Source organism: Desulfospira joergensenii DSM 10085, from assembly GCF_000420085.1.
Taxonomy (GTDB): domain Bacteria; phylum Desulfobacterota; class Desulfobacteria; order Desulfobacterales; family Desulfobacteraceae; genus Desulfospira; species Desulfospira joergensenii.
Map to the genome: position 1 here is coordinate 2,114,031 of NZ_ATUG01000002.1, position 17,512 is coordinate 2,131,542.

General features: G+C 50.7%; 18 protein-coding genes. 15 read left to right on the forward strand and 3 right to left on the reverse strand.

Going from position 1 to position 17,512, the window contains the following annotated elements; all coding sequences use genetic code 11:
• Positions 1-43 precede the first annotated feature (43 nt).
• Both rlmN and F608_RS0122650 read left to right on the forward strand, forming a co-directional pair.
• Positions 44-1,087, forward strand: a complete 1,044-nt coding sequence (gene rlmN, locus F608_RS0122640) for a dual-specificity RNA methyltransferase RlmN (protein ID WP_022667995.1) — start codon at positions 44-46, stop codon at positions 1,085-1,087.
• 859 nt (positions 1,088-1,946) lie between these two features.
• On the forward strand, positions 1,947-2,672 hold the full coding sequence (locus F608_RS0122650; protein WP_022667997.1) for a hypothetical protein: 726 nt from the start codon (positions 1,947-1,949) through the stop codon (positions 2,670-2,672).
• A gap of 141 nt (positions 2,673-2,813) precedes the next feature.
• Here F608_RS0122650 and F608_RS0122655 read toward each other — a convergent pair whose 3' ends face one another.
• Positions 2,814-3,842: a hypothetical protein gene (locus F608_RS0122655; RefSeq protein ID WP_022667998.1), complete on the reverse strand. Its 1,029-nt coding sequence runs from the start codon at positions 3,840-3,842 to the stop codon at positions 2,814-2,816.
• 24 nt (positions 3,843-3,866) lie between these two features.
• On the opposite strand from F608_RS0122655, the gene nth reads away from it, so the two are divergent.
• Together nth and F608_RS0122665 are read left to right on the forward strand one after the other, a co-directional pair.
• A complete protein-coding gene (nth, locus tag F608_RS0122660; protein WP_022667999.1) occupies positions 3,867-4,511 on the forward strand; it encodes an endonuclease III in 645 nt (214 codons plus the stop codon).
• Positions 4,512-4,633: 122 nt separating this feature from the next.
• The gene (locus F608_RS0122665) at positions 4,634-5,425 is read left to right on the forward strand and encodes a PAS domain-containing protein (RefSeq protein ID WP_022668000.1); all 792 of its coding nucleotides are present in this window, start codon (positions 4,634-4,636) and stop codon (positions 5,423-5,425) included.
• Between the two features lie 85 nt (positions 5,426-5,510).
• Here the strand turns inward: F608_RS0122665 and F608_RS0122670 are convergent, their stop codons facing one another.
• Positions 5,511-5,711 carry a hypothetical protein gene (locus tag F608_RS0122670; protein ID WP_022668001.1) on the reverse strand — a complete coding sequence of 67 codons (201 nt, stop codon included), beginning with the start codon at positions 5,709-5,711 and terminating at the stop codon, positions 5,511-5,513.
• An 800-nt stretch (positions 5,712-6,511) separates the two neighbouring features.
• On the opposite strand from F608_RS0122670, the gene F608_RS0122680 reads away from it, so the two are divergent.
• The 11 genes from F608_RS0122680 (at position 6,512) to F608_RS0122730 (ending at position 16,998) form a co-directional block, all read left to right on the forward strand.
• Entirely contained in the window at positions 6,512-7,024 is a 513-nt protein-coding gene (locus F608_RS0122680; RefSeq protein ID WP_022668004.1) for a 4Fe-4S dicluster domain-containing protein, read from the forward strand.
• 17 nt (positions 7,025-7,041) lie between these two features.
• Positions 7,042-9,201: an FAD-dependent oxidoreductase gene (locus F608_RS0122685; protein ID WP_022668005.1), complete on the forward strand. Its 2,160-nt coding sequence runs from the start codon at positions 7,042-7,044 to the stop codon at positions 9,199-9,201.
• Positions 9,202-9,360: 159 nt separating this feature from the next.
• Positions 9,361-9,570, forward strand: a complete 210-nt coding sequence (locus F608_RS0122690; RefSeq protein ID WP_022668006.1) for a hypothetical protein — start codon at positions 9,361-9,363, stop codon at positions 9,568-9,570.
• Between the two features lie 34 nt (positions 9,571-9,604).
• Positions 9,605-10,054: a CBS domain-containing protein gene (locus tag F608_RS0122695; protein ID WP_022668007.1), complete on the forward strand. Its 450-nt coding sequence runs from the start codon at positions 9,605-9,607 to the stop codon at positions 10,052-10,054.
• Positions 10,047-10,805 carry a 2Fe-2S iron-sulfur cluster-binding protein gene (locus F608_RS0122700; protein ID WP_022668008.1) on the forward strand — a complete coding sequence of 253 codons (759 nt, stop codon included), beginning with the start codon at positions 10,047-10,049 and terminating at the stop codon, positions 10,803-10,805. Before F608_RS0122695 ends, F608_RS0122700 begins: the two co-directional genes overlap by 8 nt.
• Positions 10,802-11,176 (forward strand): hypothetical protein, encoded by a 375-nt coding sequence (locus tag F608_RS0122705; RefSeq protein ID WP_022668009.1) that lies wholly within the window; start codon positions 10,802-10,804, stop codon positions 11,174-11,176. Before F608_RS0122700 ends, F608_RS0122705 begins: the two co-directional genes overlap by 4 nt.
• Before the next feature lie 22 nt (positions 11,177-11,198).
• The gene (locus tag F608_RS0122710; protein ID WP_022668010.1) at positions 11,199-12,893 is read left to right on the forward strand and encodes a sulfite exporter TauE/SafE family protein; all 1,695 of its coding nucleotides are present in this window, start codon (positions 11,199-11,201) and stop codon (positions 12,891-12,893) included.
• 141 nt (positions 12,894-13,034) lie between these two features.
• Positions 13,035-13,628 (forward strand): hypothetical protein, encoded by a 594-nt coding sequence (locus F608_RS0122715; protein WP_022668012.1) that lies wholly within the window; start codon positions 13,035-13,037, stop codon positions 13,626-13,628.
• Complete coding sequence (locus tag F608_RS0122720) at positions 13,612-14,097, forward strand: hypothetical protein (RefSeq protein WP_022668013.1); 486 nt, start codon at positions 13,612-13,614, stop codon at positions 14,095-14,097. Before F608_RS0122715 ends, F608_RS0122720 begins: the two co-directional genes overlap by 17 nt.
• Positions 14,094-15,584 carry a two-component system sensor histidine kinase NtrB gene (locus F608_RS0122725; protein WP_027363029.1) on the forward strand — a complete coding sequence of 497 codons (1,491 nt, stop codon included), beginning with the start codon at positions 14,094-14,096 and terminating at the stop codon, positions 15,582-15,584. Before F608_RS0122720 ends, F608_RS0122725 begins: the two co-directional genes overlap by 4 nt.
• 28 nt (positions 15,585-15,612) lie before the next feature.
• Complete coding sequence (locus F608_RS0122730) at positions 15,613-16,998, forward strand: sigma-54-dependent transcriptional regulator (RefSeq protein WP_022668014.1); 1,386 nt, start codon at positions 15,613-15,615, stop codon at positions 16,996-16,998.
• Here the strand turns inward: F608_RS0122730 and F608_RS35255 are convergent.
• On the reverse strand, positions 16,989-17,330 hold the full coding sequence (locus tag F608_RS35255; RefSeq protein WP_161626890.1) for a winged helix-turn-helix domain-containing protein: 342 nt from the start codon (positions 17,328-17,330) through the stop codon (positions 16,989-16,991). The genes F608_RS0122730 and F608_RS35255 overlap by 10 nt on opposite strands.
• Positions 17,331-17,512: the final 182 nt, after the last annotated feature.

The window sequence follows — 17,512 nt, forward strand, 5'->3', positions numbered from 1 at the left end:
TCCGTGATATGTCAAGAAAATAAAAATTTAAAGCAGGGATTATATGGCAGAAAATATACTGGACTACACCCGGGACGAGCTGGCTCAATGGCTTGAAAACAGAGGCGTCAGACCCTTCAGGGCCGGGCAGATTTTCAAGTGGATCTACCTTCGCCAGGCCAGGGATTTTGATGAGATGACCGACCTTGGCAAGGAACTGCGGGGAACGTTAAAGGAAAATTTTGTTCTGAGCCGCCTGGTCCTGGAAGAAAAGCAGGTTTCAAAGGATACCACGGAAAAATACCTGTTCCGGCTGGAGGACGGGACCCATATCGAATCTGTCCTCATCCCGGAAAAGGATCATTTCACCCTTTGTGTTTCCTCCCAGGTGGGCTGTGCCATGGACTGTCAATTTTGTCTTACGGCTCGGGGCGGGTTTGTACGGAACCTTACGGTTTCCGAGATCATCTCCCAGGTCAGGGATGCCCGGTTTTTTCTCATCGAAAGGGGAATTGAGCCCCTGAGCCTGTCCAATATCGTGTTCATGGGCATGGGAGAGCCTCTTGCCAATTACGAGAATCTGATCCGCTCCCTGGGCATTATCACGGATACGGATTTCGGCATGAAGTTTTCCCCCCGCAGGGTGACCGTATCCACCTCCGGGCTGGTACCCAGGATATCCGACCTTGGAAATCAGACTGACGTTAACCTGGCCGTTTCCCTGAACGCCGTGGATGACAAAACTCGGACAAGGCTTATGCCCATCAATAAGAAGTATCCCTTAAAAGACCTGCTCAGGGCCTGCAAAGATTTCAAGATGAAGCCCAGGAACAAGATCACCTTTGAGTATATCCTTATCAGGGGGGTGAATGATTCCGACAAGGATGCCCAGACCCTTGTCAGGCTGTTAAGCCCTTTAAGGGCCAAGGTCAACCTGATTCCCTTTAACCAACACCCGGGCTGTGATTTTAAGCGGCCGGATAAGGAACGGGTCTCTTCCTTTCTCCAGATCCTGCTGGACCGGGACATGACCGCCATTGTCCGGAAGAGCAAGGGGGACGATATACTAGCGGCCTGCGGCCAGCTCAAAGCCAAGATGTTTGGATAAAGGTCCACCCATCTGCGGCGTTGCTGAAAAAATCTAAGATCCTCACGTACAAAAGTACGCTCCGGTCTTATATTCTCTTGCGCCTTGCATATGGGTAAATTTTTATCCAAACATGGGGGCCGAGTTGCAAAATGTGAAGTCGCCGTTTTCAGGGGAGTTGCCCATGTGTTTTTTTCAGGGTATAAAATGTCCCTTCAGAAAAATTTAAATCGGTATTGGGATCTCGTCGGTTTTTCCCTCTCAACAAAACCAAATTTAAATTGAACGGACAGGCATAACCCGGCAGGGAGAGGCAAGGGGTGTTCCGCTAAATCATCTGCTCCCGTCCATGGGAGCAGATGAAGCTGAAAAGCCCGTGGTTTTCCCATCCTGGGACCCCGGTCTTTTAAGCCGCTTAACCCCTTGCCTTCCCTGTCTGATCCTCCAGGCGTGCCAAAATTGATCCTCTTCAAAGGTCATGCTGGCAGGGAGGCTGTTGAGGGCTGCAAGCGGAGTCATCGGACGGGATTCTTTACAGGCTCTTGGCCGTGCTTCTATGTTAAAAAAGGGGAACTGATTGAACGAAGTGAGTTTTCCCCTTTCTTAAGAAGTGCAGGTTAGAGCCTGTTAGAATCGTTCGCCCTGCGGAGCTGCGGTCCTTGACGGTCGGTTAGAATAGTGTCTTTCTCTCAAATTTACACTTGTATTTCTGGGTTAGGAATGATTATCTCCAAATTATCCTTAATATGCGGTTTCTTTCCAATGGGGAATGCACCAGGTGGATTTCTCGGACGTCTTGGTCAACTTTTAAAAAAATAGCACAAAGATGTTTTAAAAGCTCTAATAGTCCATTTTAAAGAATGATTGAATAGGAAAATCAATGATTAATTACCAGGAATTACCACCAGGTTGGGGTAATGATTCCTTGTCGAAATATCTTGAACAGGCTTATAAAAATACACTTGCATCGTTTGTGAATTTAAGAACCGAATATCAAGTTTTGCATGATATTGTTAACAGTTTTGGGAAAATTATTGATCACATACAAAAAACCGAAGATTTGTACTATTCTTTTTTCATAATGCGGGTTCAATGTTCTTTTATGGGAAGTATAAGCCTTGCCCTCGCTGGGCAAACGTTTGAAACTTATTTGGTTTTACGAGGTTGTCTTGAAGTTAGTCTATATGGCCTTTATATCTCCCAAAGTCCTAAAAGACTGCAAATATGGCTAAATCGAGAGAAAAATGAAGAAAAAAAAGAACGATGTAAAAAAACATTTTCTGCGTACAATACTTTGGAATGCCTTAGAAAAATTGACAACGAGACCTTTTGCATCGCACAAAAATTATATGATTTGACCATCGATCTTGGTGCTCATCCGAATGCAACAGGAGTGCTGTCAGCGATCAAAGCTTGTAAAGACGAAAAAGCCGTTGTTTATAAAACTCATTGTCTTGCAGCAGGCGACACACAAATGATGTTGAGCTTGAAAACATGCGCTCAAGTTGGAGTTTGTTCTTTGCAGATATTTAAAAATATATTCCCTCAAAAATTTGACATTTTGGGAATTTCTGAAGATTTAAATCGCCTCAAAGCGGGCTTGTGATCTAATAAGTATTTAATTTTAATATATGATATTATAAGTGCAATCTTTCAGTCAACTACCGAAAAGTCTACTCAATACTTTATCAATTTGAGAGCCGGGATTTAAAATTTAAGTTGAACTGTTTGTATGAGTTCGTGATATTCAGATCATCAAGTCCTGGAATTCGGAAGAGACCGGGGTAGTTACCTGAATGAGGGATTCTTTTTCGTTTTGAATAATTCTTACTTCCGAAGGAGTGCCGGGTTTGGCCTTGGTGTAGGAGGCCAGCATGGCTGCGGCAGTCTGCACTTGTTCCCGGCCGAACTTTCCGGTTAAAACCGCATCCGGGCCGGGCAGGGAGGTATGGCGGAGCCGAAGATCCTTTTCCGGGTCAACCAGGGAAAGGATGTTTTTGTTGTCTGCTTTGTTTCTTCCCATGATGAGTTTGCATTTGTCTGTGCTTTCCGGAGAGTTGAGCCTGAAATGACGCCCGTGCTTGAGCAGATGGATCTGCCGCACTTCACGGGTTTCCTGGACAAAGAGAAGGTCCCTGAGCCGTTTGGAAAAACCAGGATCCGTGAGCAGGCATCCCCCGGCAGGGGAGGGGTAGTCACGGATTTTGAATTCCCGGGCCATGTCCATCTGAATTTTCCTGGACCGGCCGTTAATGCCCAAAAGCGTTTCCCTGTTCACCAGGCCCTGTTTTTCCATGGGGGTTTCCGGCAGGCACAGGGCGCTTAGGGGCCTTAAGATATATCCGTCCATGCCTGAATTTTTCTCAACATATCTCAAGGCATTTTTGGTCTGGGATTTGGGGCGCTGCCCCACCACCTCACCGGAAAAAAGAAAATGAAATCCCCTTTCTTTCATCAGGTCTCCGGCCTTGGCAAACATCAGGGCATGGCAGTCCATGCAGGGATTCATGTTTTTGCCGTACCCGGCCCTGGGCGCCAGGAGCATTTCCATGTAATCTTGGGTGATGTCCCGGGTAATGAGTTCGATTCCGGTCCGGGCAGATGCTTTCCGGGCGGATTCCGATGAAAAGAACGGGGTCTCAAAACTGACCCAGGTGACTTCAATACCCTGTTTTTTCAGCACCAGGGCCGAAAGCATGCTGTCCAGCCCTCCCGAGCAGAGGCCCAGTGCTTTTATCCGGGGGCTTGTCGATCTTGTGATTTTATCCTGATTCATATATAAAAGCAGCTTATAAAAACGATGAAAAAATCCAATATTAAAATTCTGCTAAAGAGACTAAGCAGGCGGTATCCGGTTGTCAAGACCCAGCTTGAGCATCAGACGCCGTTCCAGCTTCTCATCGCCACCATCCTTTCGGCCCAGTGCACCGACCGCCAGGTGAACCAGGTAACCGGGCCGCTGTTTGCCGAGTTTCCCACGCCGGAAGCCCTGGCCGGGGCTCCCCTGGAGAATATCAAAAAGATCATTTTCTCCACCGGGTTTTACAATAACAAGGCCAAAAACATCAAAGCCTGCGCCGGGGCTCTGGTGGATCGGCACCAGGGCGTGGTCCCCGGGGATATCGAATCCCTGACTCGGCTTCCCGGGGTGGGCAGGAAAACGGCAAATGTTGTCCGGTCAGTCTGTTTCGGCATTCAGACCATTGTGGTGGATACCCATGTCCACAGGATTTCCCGGCGGCTGGGGCTGGCGGATCATAAGGATCCGGTCCGGGTGGAGTTTCAACTCATGGACATCATTCCCAAATCCTCCTGGAATGATCTCTCCCTGCAGCTGATCTATTTCGGCCGGGAGATCTGCAATGCCAGAAAACCCCAATGCAATGGCTGTCCCCTTTTTGACATCTGCCCTTCGGGTAAAAGTCTGGGAGCCGGTACAAACTGATCTTGATTCTTCAGCCGGGATTATGATAGAAATGTGGAAAATCCTGTAAAGGCCCCGTCTTTATTTTGCAGAAGCAGGATTCACTGAACTCCTTAGAACAATGGGTTTAAAAGCCGCCAAAAATGGATAAAACTTCTCTTTTTTCTGAAAGTTTCAGTCTTCTGGACAGCATTCCCATTGGTGTTTGTGTCATCGATAAAGACCATGATATTGTTTTTTGGAACAGATGCCTTGAGGCGTGGACAAAGAAAACAAGAAAAGAGGTTGCCGGCAGGAGTCTTGGCGATGTCTATCCCCATTTTAATAAAGAGGATTTCAAGGGCCGGATCAATACGGTTTTGGCAGAGGGAGCACCGCTTGAATTTTCCTCCCAGGTCCACGGACTTCTTTTTCCTTCCGCCCTTCCCAATGGAAAGTCCAGGATTTTCCAGACCACGGTATCCCGGGTCTCCATTCCCGGTGAGCCGGGCTTTTTCGCCCTGTTTGCCGTTGAGGATTTTACCCAGGCGACCGGCAGGATAATGGATTTCAGGAAGATCCAGGAAAAGGCCGAGCATGAAATCGAGCACAGAAAATCCATGGAGGCGGAACTTCGGGCTGCCAATGAGAAGATTGTTCAGCAGCAAAAGGGGGTGATTGAGGAGGAGCGCCTTAAGGTCCTTCTCCAGATGGCCGGTGCCACGGCCCACGAACTCAACCAGCCCCTGATGATTCTCCTGGGAAACATCGAGCTTTTAGAAATGGATCAAAACGATCCTGAAAAGATGGCCGTTCATATCTCAAAGATAGAACAGGCCGGCAAGCGCATGGCCGATATCGTCAGAAAGATCCAGGAGGTCAAGCGGGTTGCCAAAAAACCCTATTCCGGCGGGGATGAAATCATCGATTTTGACTCCCCGTCCCAGAAACCCTGATCCTTGAAAAGCCCTGATTGTCAACCTTTACCCGGACATCCCCGAGGATTGCTGAAGACAGATTTTTTTGGCTGCAACTCCAGGATTAAAGAACCTGCAGCCTGATATTGTGACCTTCAATGGTGGCGTTTACCGCCTTGATCAATTCGCCGGTACTGACATTGGCCGTCAGCTTTCCCTGCCTCTCTTCTATCTCAATCCCGCCGATGTTTGTTTTTGTCAGTTTCAGCAATACGCCGAGGCCGAATGTTTTTGTTATTTCAAAGGGTTTGTCCAGGTCTTTCATTTCGGTTTTGCATCCTTACTATTTTACCGCCCTTTTGAATTCAGGGCTTTGGTTTTTCATTTCATTTTAAGCAAACAAGTTTCATTGAAATAGCTCAGCAACTTCTGTGCCAATCTTGTTAGTCCTGTAATTAAAGGGGTTTGCAAGATGGATTGGGTTTTGGGGTCTGAAAATCTTACAAAATTGAATGCAGATTGATTACAAAATTGAATTTTTTAAGATCCATATAAAGTGCCGCCCTAAATCGCATTTTTGTATCATATCGGGCGGTCCGGCATGGAGGCGGGAGGCAGGTTTTGATTGTCTGGGGGCAGAGGCGGATTGCACCAGAAGGGTATCGTTCTTATCCGGGTCCAAGGTTGGCTGAGGGGAGGGCCGTCTTCCCTGAATGCTCCGGTCCGGTAATTCCAGGAAATTGGATTCTGTGCATTAAAAAAAATGCAGCGCAATGAATTTATTGCACATTCCAATGCCTGTCCCCGGGGAAAAAAAATCACGGCAGACTCCGGAAAATCCTTTATATCCACTGTTTCAAGAGGTTTGACGTTCCTGTTTTATACCCGGATGCCGGCAGGGGAATATTCGAATGCCGGATCTAATTAATTATTTATTATTTCAAGGTGTTATTATCCAAGTCCCCACTATTTTGACTGTAAAAAAGCCATTGGCATGCTTATCGCAGTCTTTTCAACAGATGGCCTGAAAATCGCCATGGAAAAAGAGCACCGGGATTATAGTGCAGCCCGGTCAAAAGAATAAATAGAAAATGGTAATTCACAATTGACAGCCGGAGGCGTTGAATGAGCAAATACTACCTGTTCCAGGACAATAAAAAATGTATTGGATGCCATACCTGTGAGATCCAGTGCAAGTCCAATAAACATCTTGCCATGGGACCCAAGCCCTGCCAGGTCATCCAGGTGGGGCCCAAAACCATTGGATCCGTACCTAAAATTTCGTTCATCTTCATGTCCTGTTTCCATTGTGAGAATCCCTGGTGTGTGTCTGCCTGTCCCACCGGCGCCATGCAGAAAAGGCCTGAAGACGGGATTGTCTTTGTTGAAAAGGATCTCTGTGTCGGGTGCAAGACCTGTGTGTCTGCCTGCCCCTGGGGAGCACCCCAATGGAATCAGGAAACCGGGACCGTGGTCAAATGCGACTTCTGCATGGACCGGATCGACCAGGGGCTTGAGCCGGCCTGTGTCTCCACCTGCACCACTGGCTGCCTCAAATTCGGCCAGGTGGAAGAGATGAGTCAGATCCGCAGGGAAAGGCATGCCAAGGCAATGGCATCCTTTGAAGACACCGTCTAGTCCATAAGGAGCATTATATGGCTGAAAATACCTGCCCGGTCAGGGAAACCATTATCTATCTTTCAGGATGCATCGGTCCGGAAGGGCTGACAGATCCGCGGGGAAGACGGATTTCAGAACAGATCCTGCACATGGCCGAAGAGATTTCCGAGGGGGCGGCCGGTCCGGACCACCTGGCTGCCATTGATTCCCTGATTGAGGAATATGCCTATGATCGAAACCTTGGGCAGAATCTGGAAACGGCCGGGGTTCTTAAACAGATCCTCAAGACCCACAGGGAAGTTTTCATCAGCCATATTGAATCAAAGAACTGTCCTTCCCACGACTGCGGGAAACTGGCCCCTTCCCCCTGCCAGATGGCCTGCCCGGCCGGTATTGATGTTCCCACCTATCTGAGCCTCATTGCCGAAGGCAAAGATGCCCAGGCCATTGAGGTGATCCGGCGGGACAACCCTTTTCCCTGGGTGTGCGGCCTGGTCTGCACCCGGCCCTGTGAGATGATGTGTGTGAGGGGCAGGATCGATACCCCGGTTTCCATCAAGTTTGTAAAGGCCTTTGCCGCCGAGCGGGCCATGTCCCAGAGGGCCTATGAGAATCCCGAGAAAAAAGAGGCCAACGGCAAAAAGGTCTGCGTCATCGGCGCCGGTCCCGGTGGTTTGTCCGCTGCCTATTACCTGGCGCTCATGGGCTACCAGGTCAAGGTGATCGAGGCATTGCCGGTTCCGGGGGGCATGATCATGGTGGGAATCCCGAGATACAGGCTGCCCAGGGAGGTCATTGACCGGGAAGTGGGCATGATCGAGGACCTGGGGGTGGAGATCTGCTATAACACACGGTTCGGTGAAGATGTCACCTATGAAGAATTGAAAAATGAAGGCACAGACGCCTTTTTCATCGCCATTGGCGCCCACAAGGCATGGGATCTGGGTATTGCAGGGGAAAAAGAGTTTTCCAGGGCCATTGATGCCGTAACCTTTCTCAAGGATGTCGCCCTGGGGGACCGGCATCTGCCGGGCAAGCAGGTGGTGGTCATCGGCGGGGGCAACGTGGCCATTGATGCGGCCCGGACCTGCCTGAGACTGGGGGCCCAAAAGGTGAGTATCGCCTATAGGCGGACCCGGACCCAGATGCCTGCGGATATCGAAGAGGTGGAGCAGGCAGAGGAGGAGGGGGTTGAATTTTTGTTTCTGACCATCCCCAAATCCATCTCCGGGGAGAATGATACCATTACCGGGCTGGAATGCATCAAGGCGGAGCTGGTGAAGCAGAAAGGATCGGACCGGCTTTCCCCGGCACCCATCCCGGGCAAGGATTTCACGGTTCATGCAGACTGTGTGATCAGCGCCATCGGCCAGTATGTGGATGATTCCGGGATGAAGGCATTTGAAAAGATCAACTGGACCAAGAGAGGGACCATTGAGGTCAACCATGCCAGCATGGAAACCGGGATGCCCGGGGTATTTGCCGCCGGAGACGCCGTATCCGGCCCGGCCACGGTGATCGAGGCCATTGGCGGCGGGAAACGGGCTGCCGAGGCCATTGACCGATACCTCAACGGCATTCCCCAGCCCAGGATGCCGAAAATTCCGGTCCGGTACAATATTGAACCGGTCATGGAGATGTCGGCTGCCCGGAAGATGACCCTGAAGCGGCCTTCCATGCCCATGCTGAATATGGACAGGCGCCGGACCATGTTCCAGCAGGCAGAACTGGGGTATGACGAGGAGGCCGTCCGAAGGGAAGCCGGCCGGTGCCTGCGGTGCGATATCTGCAGACGGTGCGGAAAATGCGTGGAGATCTGCCGGGACAAAATGGGGATCGACGCCCTTCAGATGGGATATCTGGATTTTGATCATCCCGTGGAAACCGATTTCAGGACCACATCTGAACGCTGCATCACCTGCGGGGCCTGTGCAGCCAATTGCGAGAACCATGCCCTGGTCATTGAAGAGAAACAGGGACAGCGCATGCTCAAGCTCTGCGGCACCATACTCAACAGCCAGGAAATCCAGTATTGTGAAGAGTGTAATGCCATTCTGCCCTCTGCGGAATATATGCAGTTTATCTCCAGGAAAACCGGCAATATGACCCAAATTACCCAGGACAGGCTGTTGTGCAATGAGTGCCAGCGCAAGCTGAGCGCCAAAATCAATGTAACCACCCGGCCGATACCTTAAAAAAGCTGAAGGTAAAGGCTAGGTCTGAATGGATGGAATAACGACCATGGACCGACCAAGATTCGCCCGCAAAATCCATAACAGTTTTGAAGAGTACAGCAGGCAATCTAACCGTCTTCAGCCTAAAAACCTTCAGCCTTTCATAGATAAGGAGGGATCATGCAGTTTCAGCGCGGAAATAAAATAGAGGTATTTCAGAAGTCCGGGGACGAGGCCTGGGAACCGTATATGGATGATTTTATAGGACTCCACGGATATGTGACCGACCCGGATACCAATATCAATGATCCCGAAGCCCTGATCGAGGTGAGCCTGGAGGGCAAGGGCACCCACAGACTGCCCCAGGACTGCCTGAAACTGGTCGAATAAGGCAAAATTTTCAGGAAATACGGAGAAAACAAGGATGAAGGTTAAAGCTCTTTTGGAAGACGGAAAAGGCGGATTCCATACCATCGCCCCGGATCAGAATGTGGATCAGGCAGTCAAACTCATGTCAGGATACCATGTTTCGGCCCTCATGGTCATGGACGGGGATCAGTCCTGCGGGGTCTTTACCGAACGGGACCTGGTCCGGTCCCATATTCTTTTCCCGGGAAAGGAGATCTGTGACATCCCCATCCGGGACGTGATGACCGACAAACTCATCGTTGCCGAACCCCGGGATACCCTGGAAGATGCCATGGGCATGATGATTAAAGCCGGGATCCGGCATCTGCCCGTGGTTGAGGATGGGAAGATCGTCTCTGTGATGGCCCTGGAGGATCTGGTAAAAAAACATGTCAAAGTTCTGACCCGGGAACTCCACTACCTCAAAGATTATATTTCAGATCTCCAGGACGCAGCCCATGATTGAAATTCGTATTGATGACAGGAAAATTGAGGCACAGGAGGGGCAGACCGTTCTCAGTGCGGCCAAGGAAAACGGAATTAAAATCCCCCATCTCTGCTTTCATCCGGCGTTAAAACCCTCGGGTTCATGCAAGCTCTGCGGGGTTGAAGTGGCCTCGCCAACGGGGAAGCAGGTGGTGATGCTCTCCTGTATCATGAAGGTGAAAAAAGGCCTGGAGGTGAAGACCGATTCCCCCCTGGTCATGGAGGCCCGGGAAAAGGCCTTTAACAAACTCCTGCAGATGGCACCCGACTCGGGCCGGATCCGGGCATTGGCCAAGGCCTATGATGTAAAGGTGACTCCGCCTCCCAACGGGTGTATCCGCTGCCGGCTGTGCATCCGGGTCTGCAGTGAAATCGTAGGGGCCAAGGCCCTGAAAATGGAGAAAACTCCAGAGGGTCCCCAGGTGGTTCCCCGGGCCGGCCAGTGCATTGGCTGCGGTACCTGCGCCAATCTCTGTCCCACCAACGTGATCCGGGTTCTGGATGAGGGAAATGTCAGGACCATTTTTATCAAGGAGATGATCGCAGGCCAGCACACCCTTGGAAGATGCGAGGCCTGCGGAAACACCTATGCCACGGAAAGTTTTCTCCGCCACGTGGAGGAAACCACCCAGGGACATCCGGACACTAAAGAGCATCATCATCTCTGTCCTTCCTGTGTCAAACTGATGTCCAACAGGGCCTTAACTGAAAAGGAAAGGGTGAAGAAATGACCATTTCAGCCTTAAAATCGGTCTGCATCGGGGTCGGGGGATCATTGATCCTGGCGGCTTTTTGTTCGACCTTTATCACAATGGAGAAGATTTTTTTTATTATGCCTCTTTTTGTCGCCTTTAACGGAGCAATGACCGGTTACAGGCTGGTGGAGGCATTGACGGACAGAATTCACAATACAGGGCTTTTCAGCTTTGTTCTGGGAATCGGGGGCGGAGCCCTGACCTTTGTGGCCGTGAATGCGGCCGGTTCCCTGTTGCCGGGCGGGTGGTTTGCCCTGGGTGTCTTGGATCTGTTTGTCTATATGATTGTTTCAGGTGTGACAAGTTATCTGGGGGCCAAACTGGCCGTCAGGTATTTTAAATTATAGTTAAATTTATAAGGAGAGTTAGATGAAGAAATTTTTTAGGGGTTTCATTTTGACGGCATTGGTTTTGGCGTTCGCCGCCACCGGAAGCCATGCGGCCAACAGCATTTCGGCAGGATCCTACAAGGCCGGCGATATGGTCGAGTTCTCGGGTAAGATCGAACCGGGTCAGGACCTCTACATCGCCGTTTCCCAGCAGGATATGTTTGCCCCCAAGGATACCAGCGGGGTTCACGAAATCAAGAAATTTAAAAAAGCATATGAGAAGGGCGGGTTTACCAAAGAAACAAGCATTCCTCCCCTCTATTACCTGATCACCAATGTGCCGGAAAAATTCGGGAAAGTGGATAAGAAAAAATTCGGCGGTCCCTCGGTTCTTCTGGGAAAAGGCAACGGAATCTACTCCACCACCATGTTTTACCTGAAAAAGAATTTCAATGACGTGGATGCCCAGGCCAGGGCCATGCTGGGTCCCATCAAGAGCGACGACCAGTGGAATTTTTTCAGGTGGGCCAATGAAAACAGCTACGGGATCAACACCATTGTCAAAGAAGGCAATCGGATCGGAAAAGTGGTTATCTTTTCCAGAAGCGTGATCGGTGACCAGTCCAGCGGCAACTACTGGGACAAGGGCACCAACGTGAAACTGGACAAGGCCACGGGTGAATATACGGTTTCCTTTAAGTCCTTTCGCCATACGCCTCCCGATACCCAGTTTGACGTTTATGTCAACGGAGCCAAGATCGGGGACTATAAAATTGAGAAAAACGGGTACTGGCTCACCAAGGGCTTTCGGTACATGAACCCCCTGTGGATCGTCATCGGGGCCATCCTGGTGGGGACCTACTTCTCCATGATCGGTGCGGCCGGCGGCATGCTCATGGCCGCCTTCCAGGTGCTTGTGGTCAATACCATGGGGCCCGTGGGCATCAACGCGGCCAACGTGCTCAAACCTTCCAACATGGCCCTGACCCTTTTCTCCCCCCTGGGATCCTTTTACCGGTATGCCGTGGTTGAAAAACGGGTGGCATGGCCCGTAGGTCTTTCTTTCGGCGTGGGCATCTTTATCGGTTCCATCTGGCTGGGCAAATACGTGTCTGCAGTTCTTCCCATGAAGGCCTATAAGGAATGGCTGGCCGTTCTGGTGGTGATCATGGGGATCAAGACCCTCATGGAGATGCGCCCGGCTGCCATGGCAAAGAGAAAAAACATCAAGGCCATGACCAAGAAGTTCAACGAAGAGATCGCCAAGGCCAAAGCCGAGGGCAGGTCCGCTGAAATGGGCAGCATCGAGCCCGTGAAAACCGGCCTTACAGATTACCGGTTTAAATTCTGGGGCGAGGAATTCAGGATCAATCCCCTGTTGTTTGCCATCCTGGGTCTGGCCATTGGTGTGGTTTCCCGGTCCTTCGGTATCGGCGGCGGCTTCCTCCTGGTGCCGGCCATGACCACCCTTGGGGCACTTCCCATGTACGTGGCCGTTCCCATCTCCCTCATTGGTACCTGTTTTTCCAGTGTGGGCGCCTTTATCGGCTATCTCATGACCGGATATCTCCCGGACATGACCCTGGCCGTTGCCATCATCATCGGCGGGTTTGCCGGCGGCATGCTGGGCTCCAGGGCCCAGAAGATGTTCTCGGAGATGACCCTGAAGGTTGTTCTGGCCATTACCCTGTTCTTCCTGTTCTTCAGATTCTTTAAAATTGAAATCTGGATCTAGAGTATAGGAAAGATCATTCTTGAAACCCGTGGTCCGACACCCTATAATACCCGGAAGGGGCAGGGCGTCGACCACGGGTTTTTAAATTGTGTTTGTTCAAGCATAGCGTTTCCATGAGTGGCTGATATATAGAAGGATTTTATGGATGCATTTTTAGACAGGGCCTGGGAGCAGATCAGCATCTTTCTGGAGAATCTGGTTCTTTTTCTGGACGGCCTGGCTTCCCCCCTGGAAAGATTCGGTCCGGGTGTGGTGATCTTTGTCCTTGCTTTTTTTACGGTCCTGTTCACGAGATTCATGTCACGGATCTTTGTGACCCAGAGGTATCGATCCCTGGAAAAGGAGTTTGAGCACTGGCAGGGGGTGAGGCAGGAGGCCATGAAACATCCGGACCCGGAAAAGGGCAAAGCACTGGCCAGGAACATCGACCAGGCCCGGTTGAACCGGGTCTATTACGATTATTTTTTTGAAGGCCTTTTAAAGGGGCTGTTCACCAATATCCTGCCCATTCTTCTCATGGCCGCCCATGTCACCACCGTGTATACACCCGGAACTCTGCTGGAACGCTTTGGAGACCAGTGGGTCCTGACCGCAGACCTGTTCGGAACCCGGGTCAATTTCAGTTCCATGTTCTGGTTCGTGGTCTGCGTGATCTTTTCTTTTGTGATATATGGGGTTTTTAAAATTTCCATCCACGCATGGAAAAAAAGGGCCGGTCATGATTCTGTGGATTAAGAGAAGCCCGGGTTTGAGAGCCCTGATCTGGGCCGTCCTGGTCCTGGCTCCGGTAAATGCCCATGCCATTCAGCTCCATGCGCATTCCGAGGGCATCATTACCCATCAGATGGGGCATCTCTTTTTTTTGTTTTCCATGGTCATGCTCATGTTCATCATCCGGGGCAAGGCCCTGGACCGCCAGAAAGGATGGCGGCTGATCCAATTTTCCGCCCTTTTTTTTATCCTGTGGAACCTGGATGCAGTGGCCGCTCATTTTTTTGACAACCAGATCCGGGCGGTGAAACTGGAGATCCAGGATTTTTACCGGATCAAGGTGGTTGCCCAAAACGGATCAAAGATCCTGACCTGGGTCTATTACGGGCTGAAGCTGGACCATCTCTTCTGTGTCCCGGCCATGTTCTTTCTTTACATGGGGCTGTCCAGCCTGGTGGATGATCAGCGCCGGCAGGCAGAGGACGAGAAATGACAGGCTATTTTCTCCCCATACTGGCCGTTGATATTCTGGGGTCTGTGGCCATGGTAGTGATCTCCCTGCTCTGCCTTTACAAGGCCAGAATCCTCAGATCCACCGATCCGGATAACGCCTTGTTTCTATATCTGATGTGGATCACCACCGGGTTTACCATTTTTGCCATATCCAGGTCCTTTGGCCACATCCTGCGGCAGTTCCTGGTGCTCACCGCCAATGAGCAGACCTGGCAGGCCATCTCTGCCTATTCCGGCAGTGTGAATACGGCTACCTTCATGCTGGTAGGGTTGATCACCCTCTTTTTTAACCAGACCTGGAATATCAACCAGAAGATTCTTTCCTCCAGAAAGAGGCTGGAGGCAGCCCATGGGAAACTCGTGGATCTGAATCAGACCCTGGAGCACAAGGTGATCCAGAGAACCGAAAAGCTGACCTCCAGCGAGCACAAGTGCAGGCGGATCTTTGAGCAGTCCCTGGATACCATCATCGTCACGGATCATAAGTTCCAGATCATGGAGATCAATCCGGCCGGGATCGCCCTGACCGGATACGGGCGGGAAGAGATAATGGAAATGGGTCTGGGCGGTTTTTTCTCCCACGCCTCGGACTGGGAGCAGCTCAGCCGGAAAATTGCCGCCAAAGAGTATATCCTCAACGAAGAGGCTGAATTTTCAAGGAAAGACCAGGAATCCCTGCTGGTCCTGATTACCGGAGGCGTGGATTACGGGGCATTCGGGTGTGCCAAAACCCATCATTTCATCATCAAGAACGTGAATGAAAAGCGACAGATGGAAAGACAGATCGCCCAGGCCGACAAACTGGCCGCCCTGGGAGAGCTGTCCGCCGGTGTGGCCCATGAGATCAACAATCCCCTGGGCATTATCCTGGGATACGCCCAGCTTCTGCTCAAGGAATCCCCAGAGCACCAAGAGGATTTAAAGATCATTGAAAAACATGTAAAAAACTGCAAAGGTGTGGTGTCGGATCTGCTCTCCTTTTCCCGGAAAGGATCTTCCGAACAGGGGATGGTGGATGTCAACAAGGTCATTGATGACGTGGTTAAATTTTTGTCAAACCATTCCGATTTCAGGAATATTGAGATCACCCTGACTCCCGACACCGGGGACCGGCTCAATGTCCGGGGCAATGAACAGGAACTCTCCCAGGTGCTGATCAACCTCATGATCAACGCCTGCCACGCAGTGGATAAAAAGGGGCGCATTCAGATCCGCACCATGAAGGACATGGATGAGAAGATCAGCATCATGGTCAGGGACGATGGAAAGGGAATTGAAGAAAGGCATCTGTCCAAGATCTTTGATCCCTTTTTTACCACCAAGCCCGTGGGCCAGGGAACAGGCCTGGGACTTTCCGTGGGCTACGGCATTATCAAGCGCCACCACGGGGATATCCGGGTTCAAAGCCGGAAGGGGAAGGGAACGGTTTTTACCATTCTCCTTCCCGCAGGTGAAACCAAGGCATGAGGTGGTTTAAGAAAACCAGAGGATGAGAATGAAGGCAAATATACTGGCAGTTGACGACGAAAAAGACATGACCCGGCTGCTCCAGAGAACCCTTGAGCCTGAAATCGACTGTAAAGTGGCCATGGCCTTTTCAGGAGCAATGGCCCTGTCCATCCTGGAGCAGGAAGAGTTTGACCTGGTGATCAGCGACATCCGGATGCCGGGCATGGACGGGTTTGAACTTTTGGAGAGCATCAGAAAAAAATATCCGGACCTGACCGTTGTCATGCTGACGGCATTCGGAAATATCGAATCCGCGGTCAAAGCCATAAAAAGGGGCGCCTATGATTTCATCCCCAAGCCCTTTGAACAGGGAGAGATCATCTTTAAAATCCGGAAAGCCCTGGAAAGAAGCCTGCTCATCCGGGAGAACAAGCGCCTGTTAAGGGAAAACCAGGACTCCACCTTTGAGATCATCGGGAAGAGTACCCCCATGCAGCGGGTGTTTGATCAGATCCGACTGGTGGCCTCCTCGGATGTGACCGTGCTGATAACCGGGGAGTCCGGCACGGGTAAGGACCTGACCGCCCGGGCCATTCATGCCCAGAGTTCCCGGAAAGACAATTCCTATGTCCCGGTGAACTGCCCCACCATTCCGGAGCATATCCTGGAGAGTGAGTTGTTCGGATATAAAAAGGGGGCCTTTACCAATGCCGCAGGGGACAAGCAGGGGCTTTTCCAGGAGGCGGACAAGGGAACGATTTTTCTGGATGAAATCGGGGACATCGGACCCAGTATCCAGACCAAGCTTTTACGGGTTCTCCAGGAAAAAGAGATCAAGCCCCTGGGAGATACCAAGGTCAAGAAGGTGGATGTCAGGATCATTGCCTCCACCAACCGGGATCTGAAGCAGAAAATTGCCGACAATGAGTTTCGGGAGGATTTCTTTTACCGGCTCAATGTCCTTCCCATTGAACTGCCCCCCCTGCGGGATAGGATCGACGATATTCCTTTGATCACAGAGCATCTTGTGGCGCGGCATTGCAGAAAGTTCAATAAAAGTCCCAAGGAGATGTCCCGGGAAGCCATGGATTTTTTAATGAAACAGCCCTGGCCCGGAAATGTCCGGGAACTTGAAAATGTCCTGATCCAGGCCATTCTCTATTCAAAAGAGGACCGCATTTCCAAATCCGACATCATGATTAACGACATGGGCCGGAAAGACGAATGCCTGGATACGGGCAGCGTATCCAACCTGGCCTATAAGGAGGCAAAGGAAAATATCCTGAACCGGTTCAATCACGATTATATCGGGGCCAAGCTGTCCATGTCCCAGGGCAATATCACCCAGGCGGCCAAGCAGTGCGGCATGGACCGTCAGGCATTGCAGCAGATCATGAAGCGGTATAACATCGATGCCGCAGACTACAGGTGATCCGGATTCTTTTTTTGAAAGATCTCGTCAAAAATCCGGTCATCTTCCCGGATGCAGCGTTGTTTGAGTTCCCTGTATGTCTCCAGCAGGGACCTTCCCTCTGAGGTCAGCCGGGTTCCCTTTTTTCTGTCGGCCAGGACCACGGCCTTTCCGAAATTCTCTTCAGTGGATTTAATCTTGCTCCAGACGGTCTTGTAAGACATGTTCAGCTCTTTGGCGGTTTTGTTGATGGAACCGGTCCGGTCAAGGGTTTCCAGGATGGTCATCCTGCCGGTCCCCATGATGATATTCCCGTCGTCATTGACCAGGAGCTGACTGGATCGAATCTGCATAAAAAATTTTGTATCTCCATTTGGGTATTTAGCCTGAAGACTAAAGGGTCTCACCCGGAATCTTTCATCCTTCAGTTTGAACACCTTCATCCCATCCACCTGACATACATACAATGTCCGGGCCGGAATGTATATGTTTTTCAGGTAAAAAGGCAAAATTTCTTTGGTAAATCAGAGTTTTA